Below are 7,173 nucleotides of genomic sequence, written 5' to 3'. Positions count from 1 at the left end.
TCCCACCGCATCCCTTGCCCGTCCGGGTCGTTTGGTCCTACGTGCACACATACGACACCTCCCTGTGGCCGTCCTACACGCCGTCCTACACCGCGATCCCGTCCGCCCGCCGGACCCGCCGACGGCACCCGCACCACCGCCCGCTTCCCGGGCACCGTCCCCCGGCTGTGGAACCTCTCCCCCCGCAACCCCGGCTTCACCGGCCGCGACGCCCTCCTGGAGCGGCTGCGCGACACCCTCGGCACCGCCGGACACGCCGCCGCCTGCACCCTGTACGGCCTCGGCGGCGTCGGCAAGACCCACACCGCGCTGGAGTACGCGCACCGCTTCGCCGCCGACTACGACCTCGTCTGGTGGATCCCCGCCGAACAGGGGGACCTCGCGGCCTCCGCGCTCTCGGACCTCGCCGCCGCGCTCGGCCTCCCCCCGGGCGAGGACACCACCCGGGGGGTCCTCGACCACCTGCGCCGGGCCGGCCCCGATCTGCGCTGGCTGCTGGTTCTCGACAACGCCGAGGAACCCGAGGACACCGGCCGCTACCTCCCCGGCGGCAGCGGCCATGTCCTCGTCACCTCCCGCGACCGCACCTGGAACCGCCGCACGGAGGTCCTGGAGGTCGAACCGTTCCTGCGCGAGGAGAGCGTCGAACACCTCCTGCGCCGGGCACCCGGCCTCGCCGCCGAGGACGCCGGCCGGGTCGCCGCCGCCGTCGGCGACCTGCCCCTCGCCCTCGAACAGGCCGGGGCCTGGCTCGCCGAGACCGCGACCCCCGTCGACGACTACCTCGCCGAACTCGACCGGCAGACCGGAAACGACCAGTTCCTCAGCCGGTCCGCGGACCACCCGCACTCCGTCGCCGCCACCTGGAACGTCTCCGTCCGGCGCCTCGGGGAACACTCCCCGGCCGCCGCCCGCCTCCTGCACCTGTGCGCGTTCTTCGCCCCCGAGCCGATCGCCCTGAGCCTCCTGTACGGCGACGAGATGATCCGCGTCCTGTCCGCCGAGGACCCCGCCCTCCAGGAGAAACTGGTCCTCGGCCGGGTCATCCGCGACATCGGCCGGTTCGCGCTCGCCAAGGCCGACCGCCGGCACGCCACCATCCAGGTCCACCGCCTCGTCCAGGCCGCCGTCCGCTCCCGGCTCACCCCGCGGGAACAGGCCGAGGCGCGGCACATCGTCCACCGCGTCCTCGCGGGGGCCCGCCCCCCGGGCGAGGAACCCGTCGACGACCCCGCCAACCACGCCGCGTTCGCCGCGATCTGGCCGCACCTCGACGCCTGCGGGGCGAGCTCCTGCGACCTCCCCGAAACCCGGCAGCTCCTCCTCGACCGGATCCGGCACGTGTGGCAGCGGGGCGACCTCGACGCCGCGCTCGCCCTCGCCGAGAACCTGCGGGAACGCTGGGAACAGCGGGCGCAGGGCGAGGACGGACCCACCGACCTCCGGGTCCAGCTCCTGCTCCTGCGCTTCCACATCGCCAACGTCCTGCGCTCGCAAGGCCGTTACGCGCAGGCGGTGGAGACCGGGACCGACACCCTCGCCCGCCAGCGGTCCCTGCTCGCCCCCGGCCATCCGCACATCCTGATGTCGGCCAGCGCACTCGCCACCGACCTCGCCTCGGTCGGACGGTTCCACGAGGCGCTGGAGATGATCGCCGAGACGTACCTCGGGTTCAAGGAGACGCTGGGCGAGGACCATCCGCGCACCCTCATGGCCGACAACAACCGTGCGGTGTGCCTGCGGCTGTGCGGCAGGTACACCGAGGCCCGCGAGATCGACCAGAACCTCTACGAGGTGCGCCGCACCGGCCTCGGCCCCCGGCACCCGCACACCCTCTTCAGCCTCGCCAACCTCGGCCACGACCTGCGGGCGACCGGCGACTACGACACCTCCGTGTCCCTGCTGCGCGACGCGTACGAGTCCTGGACGGCACTGTTCGGCGAGACGTACCCCGACACCCTGCGCAGCGCCCGCAGCCTCGCCCTGTCGCTGCGCCGGGCGGGCGCCCTCGACGAGGCACGGACACTGACCCTCCAGGTGCGCGAGCACCACCGGCACCGGGGGACCCCCCCGACCTCCCCCGAGGTCCTCGCCTGCAACCTCGCACACGCCTCGGACCTGTACGCCGCCGGCCTGCGCGAGGAGGCCCTCGCCCTGGCCCGCGACGCCGTGCAGAAGTACCGCAGCGCCCTGGGAGACCGGCACCCCGCGACCCTCGCCGCCGCGAACAACCACGGCACGTTCCTCCAGGGTTCGGGAGAACCTGCCGAGGCACGTGCCGTGCTGGAGGAGACCTGGGGCGCCCTGCGCGAGGTGCTCGGCGACGACCACCCCTTCACCTCGGCCTGCGCGGTGAACCTCGCGGCCGTGTTCGCCGAGACCGGGCACCCGCACCGGTCGGAGGAACTGGAGCGGGCCGCCGTGGCGGGACTCCAGAAGTCGCTCGGACCCGCGCATCCGGACACGCTCGTCGCACGGGCCGGCCTCTCCGCGACGCTGCGGGCCCTGCACCGGCTTCCGGAGGCCGAGCAACTTCAGGAGAGCGCACGGGCGGACCTGGAGCGGCTCCTCGGGACCGGACATCCGCACACGGCGAGCGTCCGGGAGGGCAGACGCGTCCCCCTCGACCTGGAGCCGCCCACCGTCTGACCCCACCTCGACCGGACACCGGGACAGGACGACCGTCCGGCGGGAAGCCCCACGGCGAGCAGAACGACAGGACGTCGCCGATCCAGCCGTCCGCCGGCCCTCACCGGCACCCCGGTGTCCATCGGCCTCGGTGTCAACTCCGGTCCGGAGCCAGCGCGATGAGCCGTTCCGCCGCCTCCTCCGCGAGTGGCGTCAGGCGTTCGTGGACATGCCGGAACGTCTTCTCCGCGGGGTCGGCGGGCCAGTCGGAGGGGAGGTGGACGACGGGGAGGCGGGGGTCGCGGCGGATGATGCGGAGCCAGTCGGTCTGGAGGAGGAGACGGTGGGCGAGGGCGTCGTCGGGGGCGGGGAGGTCGGACTCCCAGGGGTGCCAGCGGTCCCTGAACGCGCGGTAACGGGCGGCCAGTTCGCCCAGTTCCCAGGTCTCCTCGATCATCGCCCCGAGGTCCGTGCCGGTGTCGGCGTGCGCCCGGAACACCTTCACGTGCGCGCTCAGCCCCAGCTCCTCGACCAGCCCGGAGACCTCCACCTCACCCGGCGCGATCCACAGCCCGCTGAACAGCGGGCCGAACCCGTGCCACGCCAGCTTCGAGCGCAGGTCGTGCCGCTGGCGCTGCCAGGACTCCGGCAGGGAGAAGCCGAGCAGCGTCCAGGTGCCGTCCCAGCGCCGGTTCACCGCACCGGTGTGCCACACCCGCCGCTCCCCGTCCCGCAGGACCGCCTCGGAGTGCGCGGTCAGCCCGAAGTACATCCGCCGGCCCTCCCGCTGCCGGCGCAGCAGCCCCCGGTTCACCATCCGCGTCAGCGTCGACCGCGTCGCCTGCTCCCCGACCCCGGCCCGCGCGAACACGTCGATGACGCTCCCCGAGTACACGCACACACCCCGGCCCAGCACCTGATCCCCCAGGAACGTGAGCATGAGGGACTGGGGGCGCACCGATTCTTCCGTGGTCACGCGGCCAACCGTACGCCGCGGGGGGAGAATTCACACGATGACGGAAAACGGCGCCGCCTCCCCCTGTTCCCACAGAGAGAGGCGGCCGGTGCTCAGCCCACCACGTCCACGAAGATCGGGTTCGCGTAGAACCACGTGTCCGTCCACGGGTCCCCGTCGCCGGGGGTGTGCGGGATCGGCCCGTGCGGGTCGACCGACGCCCCGAGGTACCCCGTCCCGCTGCGGTTGCCGTCGCTGCCGCGCAGCCGGAGGTAGAAGGAGTCGTCCTCGACGGCCACCGGGATCCGCAGGGTGTACGTGCCCTTGAGGCCGGAGACGTCCTTCGTGCGGACGACCTTCGTGTCGGGCGCCTTCCACGAGTCGGCGTCGGTGACCCGGCCGGTGACCGTGCCCCGGATGACGTCGACGTGCGCCAGCTTCGGCAGGATGCCGTGCGGGTTGCGCCGGGACGCCGTCGTGACGGTGACCTCCAGCGTCAGCTTCTCCCCCTTGCGCACCCGCAGCCGCCCGCCGAGGGTGACGCCCCGCCCGTGGCCGTGCTGCCGCTTCAGGCGCACCTCCAGGCCGTCGATCAGGTGACCGTGGTCGGCCCAGACCCGCCCCGCGCGCATCCCGGCCATCACCGCCCGGTACCCGTACCGGGTGACACCGACGTGCGTGCGGCTGAACTGGCCCGGCCAGAAGTCGCTGCCCGGCTGCGGGGACGTCGTGTTCACCGGGTCCGGCAGCTTGCCGGTGTTGTCGAAGTTCTTCCCGGCCGGCCAGTCGCCGTTCTTCCAGGTGTCGAAGACGATCCGGTGCGCGTCGGAGTTGCTGGTGATCGAGAACAGGCCGCCTTCTGCCAGCATCGAGTCCCAGAGCCCGCCGACCGTCGCGGTCGCCCAGTCGAAGCCGCCGTACGTGAGGTACGCCTCCTTCGGGTACCCCGCGAAGGAGTTCACCGACGGGGAGTTCTCGTACTCGCCCCGGATCGAGTTCGCGCCGCGCCAGCCGGGGATCGCCGCGCCCTGAGCACCCGGCGCCCCCTCCATGCCGATCATGATCTCGGGGGCCGCGTCACGCCACGCCCGCAGCTCGTGCGGGGAGTCGATGCCGAGGCGCAGCGGGTGGTTGGCGAGGACGAGGACGTCGTCCACCTTGCCGCAACGGCGCTGTTCCGCAAGCCACTTGACGGCCTTGACGGCGTGGGCCTCGTTGCGGGCGGTGTTGGGGTTGCCGGGGGCGCCGTCCGTGTAGCTCAGGAGCTTGCCGTCGAAGGCGCGCTCGAACTGCGTGAGGACGTCCACCTCGTTCGGACCGGGCGGCGTGAACACCGTGCAGTGCTCGGCGGCCGGGATGTACCACTCCAGGCCCTGGAAGATCAGCTGACGCGGGTTCTCCTTGCGGGCCTTGAGGATCTCCCCGTGCTCCAGGGCGGCGCCGAAGTCGGCGTGCCCGAAGTTGGAGTGCTCGGTGAACACCATCCAGTCGAGGCCGAACTCGGCGGCCTTCGAGGCGAGTTGGGAGAACGTGTACTTCGCGTCGTGGCTGTACACGGAGTGCACGTGATGGTCGCCGACGAGGTAGGCGAGGCGCGGGTCCTCACCGCCGACGCCGTGACCCCGGCCGAAGGTGGCCGGTGCGGCGGAGGCGGGCGAGGCCAGCGCCGGGGACAGCGCGAACGCCGCCCCGAACAGGCCCGCGCTGCGCAGGAGTCCGCGTCGGGAGACGCCCTGCGGGTCGAGATCGGCGGGCGCGACGGCGGGGTCGGCCCAGGTGGGGAGCTGCTGCTCGGTCATGACGGAGTCTCTCTGGAAGTTCAGTGGTTCATGAACTGCGTGACGGGCAGCGCCCGTTCGGTGATCCTGACGTCACCGAGGCGGGCGTGCAGGATCTGGTCGATCTTCCCGGCGTACTCGTAGCCGCCGAGCAGCCACGGCAGTCCGACGGAGGTGATCCCCGTCGAGGCGGCCTTGGGGTTGCGGACGACGGGGCAGCCGTCCACGTACAGCGTGGTGTGCCGGCCGTCGTTGACGACGGCGACGTGCCACCAGGTCTCCAGCGGCGTCTGCTGGCCCCAGTTGGTGGCGATCCCCTCCTGGTTGAGGGGGCGCATCGCCCACTGCGGCTCACGGTCGTTGGACAGGGAGAGCGTCGCGAGGGGTTCGTCCGGGTCGTCCCCGGTCTTGTGCGCGGCGCCGCCCGTCCCGGTCCGGCTGACGATCCCCGACCACGCGTGGTGCGCGGGGTCCCAGTCGGCCGGCAGGCGGTAGAACGCCTCGATGGTGTAACCGCTCTTGAACACGGCCTTGTTGAGCGGCGCCGAGGGGACGGTCTTCAAGTAGGCGCCCTTCAGCGGCGACTTGAAGCCCTGGAACTCCAGGCTGCCGTGGCCCGGCTGGTCGGGGTGGTGGTCGGCCGACCAGCCGAGCGAGCCGCCGCCCACGCTCACCAGCGTCAGGTCGTTGCCCTTGCCCGACAGGTCACGGACCGTGCCGCCGGAGACGGCCTTGTCGAACCGCCAGTACGCGACCGTCCCCCGCAGCAGCATCCGGGACACCGGCCGCGCCGCCCGGACCGGCGCGGGCGCGAAGCCCTCGAAGCGGGCCGCGAAGTCGATGTCGACGCTGAACCGGTCGGCGTCACCGCTGAGTTCGATCTCCTGCCGCTCGAACTCGTTGAGCCCCTTCTTCGCCCGCCCGAGGATCCACGGCGACACCGTCTCGACGTCGATCACATTGCGGTCGAGGTCGAAGCGGTACAGCCGGATCATCGCCGCGCCGCCGAAGTACCGGTTCTGATAGTTCGTCAGGTGCAGGTGGACGTCATTTCCCGCGCTGTTCTTGCGAGTTGCCCGCCCGGCCGGCCAGTAGTGCCCGTTCAGCGTGAGGAAGATCTGGTCGTGGTCCTTGACCAGCCGGTCCCACAGCTGCTGCCCGTAGTCCGACAACTGGTTGTCGTCCACGACGAGTTCGTGCGTAGTCAGGATCACCGGCGTCTTCGGGTGCTTCGCGAGGACGCTCTTCGCCCACGCGTACCCCTGGTCCGACAGCCGCCAGTCCAGCGCGAGGACCAGCCACTGCCGGCCGCCCGCCTCGAACAGGTGGTACGTGTTGTAGCCGTCCGAGGAGGCACCGCCGAACGTGGGGTGCCCCTTGAACCGCTTCGGCCCGAACGCGTCCAGGTAGGGCGAGGCCCCGCGCTGGTCGGTCGTCGAGGACGGCACGTCGTGGTTGCCGGCCAGCACGCTGTAGCCGACACCCTTGCGGTCCAGCAGCCCGAACGCCTTGCCGATCGCCGCGAACTCGGGGGCGGCGCCGTTCTGGGTGAGGTCGCCGAGGTGCGACAGGAAGACGATGTTCTCGTCCTTCCCGTGCTCCAGCAGGTACCTCAGGGACGCCTCGACGGGCTTCGCGTCGATGCTGGGGCCGTCGAAGAGGTACTGCGTGTCGGGCATCACGGCCAGCGTGAAGCGCCGGCTCTTGGCGTCGGGCCGCCAGGAAGAACGTTTTTCTTCCGTCTCGTAGGACGCCGCCGAGGCGGTACCGGCCGGCAGCGCGACGCCGGCGGTCGCGGCGGCGCCGAGCAGC

The 7,173-nt window shown here is 72.1% G+C and carries 4 protein-coding genes; 1 reads left to right on the top strand and 3 read right to left on the bottom strand.

The window, feature by feature from the left end:
* On the top strand, positions 1-2,649 hold a 2,649-nt coding region (gene fxsT, locus ACVNF4_RS29775), incomplete at its 5' end, for an FxSxx-COOH system tetratricopeptide repeat protein (RefSeq protein ID WP_461805988.1).
* A 133-nt stretch (positions 2,650-2,782) separates the two neighbouring features.
* Here fxsT and ACVNF4_RS29770 read toward each other — a convergent pair.
* The 3 genes from ACVNF4_RS29770 to ACVNF4_RS29760 form a co-directional block, all read right to left on the bottom strand.
* Entirely contained in the window at positions 2,783-3,604 is an 822-nt protein-coding gene (locus tag ACVNF4_RS29770; RefSeq protein WP_461805987.1) for a PaaX family transcriptional regulator, read from the bottom strand.
* 92 nt (positions 3,605-3,696) lie between these two features.
* Positions 3,697-5,382 carry a PHP domain-containing protein gene (locus ACVNF4_RS29765; RefSeq protein WP_461805986.1) on the bottom strand — a complete coding sequence of 562 codons (1,686 nt, stop codon included), beginning with the start codon at positions 5,380-5,382 and terminating at the stop codon, positions 3,697-3,699.
* A 20-nt stretch (positions 5,383-5,402) separates the two neighbouring features.
* Entirely contained in the window at positions 5,403-7,172 is a 1,770-nt protein-coding gene (locus tag ACVNF4_RS29760; RefSeq protein WP_461805985.1) for a LamG-like jellyroll fold domain-containing protein, read from the bottom strand.
* Between the last annotated feature and the right edge of the window lies 1 nt (position 7,173).

Source organism: Streptomyces sp. S6 (assembly GCF_054880855.1).
This window is presented reverse-complemented; position numbering and strand designations above follow the sequence as displayed.

Coding starts and splice junctions, on each gene's coding strand:
- ACVNF4_RS29765 (WP_461805986.1), bottom strand. CDS start 5,382: ATGACCGAGCAGCAGCTCCCCACCTGGGCCGACCCCGCCGTCGCGCCC.